The organism is Calditrichota bacterium, assembly GCA_014359355.1.
Classification (GTDB): Bacteria; Zhuqueibacterota; Zhuqueibacteria; order JANLFK01; family Oleimicrobiaceae; genus Oleimicrobium.
This window is the reverse complement of the sequence record JACIZP010000294.1, coordinates 1-3,055: the sequence shown is the minus strand read 5'-3', so window position 1 is coordinate 3,055 and position 3,055 is coordinate 1. Positions and strand designations below refer to the sequence as shown.

Here is a 3,055-nt window from a genome sequence, read left to right as displayed (position 1 = left end):
GCGGGTTCCATGGGCCGGTGAGCGGGGTGCGGAAGTTCTTGCCCAAGGAGTATGAACTTCACCCCAATTTCCCCAACCCTTTCAATCCGACGACGACCATTCAGTTCGACCTCAAAGAGCCGGGGATGGTGTCGCTCCGCATCTACAACATGCTTGGGCAGTTGGTGCGGGTGTTGGTCAACGACAAAATGGAGGCCGGTCGGTACCGCCGGCAGTGGGATGGGCGGAGTGAGTTGGGTGTGGCCGTTCCTTCGGGCCTGTACGAGTGCGTGCTGGAGGTGAATGGCCGGCGGCTCACGCGGCGTCTGCTACTGATGAAATGACGGTGTGGGTGTGGTGACGGCGTGGCGTAGGATGGTGAGGAAGAGATGAAGGACGACTGGCGCAACAAGCTGCTGCCCTTCGAGCAGCTCATGGATTCCAAGGCGGAGCGCATCCCCGGCAACATCTGGTGCGCCGCTACTGGGCAACTTGTGGAGTTCGACACGTGCGAGGGACAAAGCATCGGCTGGCCGGCTCTGGAACGGGCCATTGACTGGCGATCGCGGCGGGCGTACGAGGTGGCTAAACGCATCATCGACGTGGTGGTGGCGGCAATCGGTCTGGTGCTGTGCATGCCGCTCTTTGCCCTGGTGGCAATAGCAGTGCGGCTTGATTCTCCGGGGCCAGTGGTTTTCAAACAGGTGCGCATTGGCCAGAATCGCCGGCGCGCGCAACGCCGCAATGGGCACCTCTTCGATCGCCGGAACGGCGACCTCAAGGGCAGGCCCTTCACCATGTACAAGTTCCGCACCATGTACGTGAACGTGGATGACTATGACTGGCGCCCCAAGGGAAACGGCGACCCACGGGTGACTCGCGTGGGCCGCATCATCCGCCGCCTGTGCATCGATGAGCTGCCGCAATTGGTGAACGTGCTGAAGGGGGACATGAGCCTTGTCGGCCCGCGGCCTGAGCTCCCTCACATCGTTCAGGAATACAACTCGCTGGAAGAGCAGCGCCTCACCGTCAAGCCAGGCATTACCGGCCTCTGGCAATTGAAGGGGCCACGAAACGAGAGGATTCATGACAATATCCACTTGGATTTGAACTATGTGTGGCGGCGCTCCATCTGGTTCGACTTGGCAATTATGGCGCGGACGGTTCTGTTTGTGTTGCGCTTGAAAAATGTCTGAGAAAGTTGGGCAACGCCCGGAGGAGGTGACCGGTGGGGAGCAATTGGCAATGGAGGATGGACCTTATGCGGCGTCGCTGGGGACGTCCAGACAAAGCAAAGGCGATGAGAGGGACGACATCTCGCGGCGGCGCCGCATAAGGAGCATCGTGAGTGGCGACGACAAGGCGGCGCCAATCACGAGGTCGAGCAGCACAAATTTGCTGAAGAAGGAGAAGAGGGAATGGAAGTGAGGATGGTGAAGAAGAGAGTGTGGCCGGCACAGTGGGCGATGCTGGCTGCCATCGTGGCGACGGCTTGGTTGTGGGCGGATGCCTGGGCACAACCACAGGCTCCCGATTTCAGCCACAACCTCCTGGAGTGCCAGGGGAGCGCAGTTGGCCAGTTGGGACCGGATGTGCTCATCTTCGGGACGGCCACGCGCGGGGAGGTCATGACCTTCACCCTGCACATCATCAACACCGGCACAGCGGACGTGCCAAGCGGTGAGAACCCGCCGATCAGGTTCGAGATTTTCAACTATGCTTCCCGGCTGCAGGAAGTCGAGGTTCTTTCCATCCCGGCCGGTGCCACGGTCAACAGCGTGGTGACCGACTCGATCATTGTGGAGAACATTGCCTGCGCGGCGGGTGACACAGTGCACATCGTGTGGTCAGGCGTGGTGCGCGACCCGGGTCCTGAACCGCAGGGGTATCGCAACTGGATCTCCACGCATATGACCCCGCAGTACTACGCGACCGCACCAGGGTGGTATGCGCGCCGTGAGCCTGCTGCCTACTTCCGCATGGATGGCGTGCCAGGATCTATCGGCGACTGGGTGTTCGAAGACGTCGATGGCGACGGTGTGCCGGAGGCGGGCGAGCCCGGAATAGCAGGTGTGGGGCTGAAGCTGTATCGCGACACGGATGGCAGTGGCACCTTGGACCCAACAACGGATGAGTTGGTGGCGAGCACCTCGACCAACGCGAGCGGCTCCTACCAGTTCACCGGCCTAGCCCCTGGCGTCTACTTTGTGGACCTGGACCAAACGACACTGCCCCCGGCGATGAGCTTGACCTACGGGCATGACCCTCATGGCCCGATCGAGCTGGGCTATGGCGCGGCCTACGACGAGGCGGACTTTGGCTATCACCGCGACGAGGGGGCGCTGGACTTCGGCGACGCCATCGACCCGCGCTACCCAACGTACCTGGCCAACAATGGGCCGCGTCACCGCATCGGTGACCTCTACCTGGGCGGATGGGTCAACACGGAGAGCGACTGCAAGCAGACCAACATGGACGAGTGGGATGACGGCGTGGTGTTCTTGGGCTCCAGCTCGGTTTCCGGCGGCCGCTACGAGATGCCCTACGTCTCCGGCACATGGGGCGCGGTGCAGATTACCGTGCGGGGTGCGCCACGCCAGAGGGCCTATGTAGACGGCTGGATCGACTGGAACCTCGACGGCGACTGGGACGACGAGTACGAACACGTCGTCGACGTGGCCGTACCGATCCCCAACGTCTATGTCGTGGAGTTTTGGGTTCCGGAAGGAGCGCCAGCCGGCGATACCTGGGCGCGGTTCCGGGTGTACGAGGAGGACTATGATTCCTACCTGGGCCTTGCGCAACTCGGCGAGGTTGAGGATTATTTCCTCCTCGACGGGCAAGTGGCAGTGGAGATGAACGTGCTCAAGGCCATTGCCTATGAGGATAGGGTGAAGATCCAGTGGGTGACGCAGAGCGAGACCGAGAATCTTGGTTTCTACCTCACCCGCGCCGCCACCAAGGACGGGCCCTATGAGCGCATCACCGCTTCGCTGATCCCTGGCGCGGGGACAACCCAGCAAATGCAGTCCTACCAGTACGTGGACCGCACCGTGGTGCCCGGGCAGACCTACTA

The 3,055-nt window shown here is 61.8% G+C and carries 4 protein-coding genes; all 4 read left to right on the top strand.

Going from position 1 to position 3,055, the window contains the following annotated elements; all coding sequences use genetic code 11:
- A partial coding sequence (locus tag H5U38_12640) for a T9SS type A sorting domain-containing protein (protein ID MBC7187873.1) occupies window positions 1-323 on the top strand: 323 nt, incomplete at its 5' end.
- 90 nt (window positions 324-413) lie between these two features.
- Window positions 414-1,175 (top strand): sugar transferase, encoded by a 762-nt coding sequence (locus H5U38_12635; GenBank protein MBC7187872.1) that lies wholly within the window; start codon window positions 414-416, stop codon window positions 1,173-1,175.
- Window positions 1,168-1,407: a hypothetical protein gene (locus H5U38_12630; protein MBC7187871.1), complete on the top strand. Its 240-nt coding sequence runs from the start codon at window positions 1,168-1,170 to the stop codon at window positions 1,405-1,407. Before H5U38_12635 ends, H5U38_12630 begins: the two co-directional genes overlap by 8 nt.
- Window positions 1,398-3,055: hypothetical protein (locus tag H5U38_12625; GenBank protein ID MBC7187870.1), on the top strand; the 1,658-nt coding region annotated here is incomplete at its 3' end. The genes H5U38_12630 and H5U38_12625, both read left to right, overlap by 10 nt.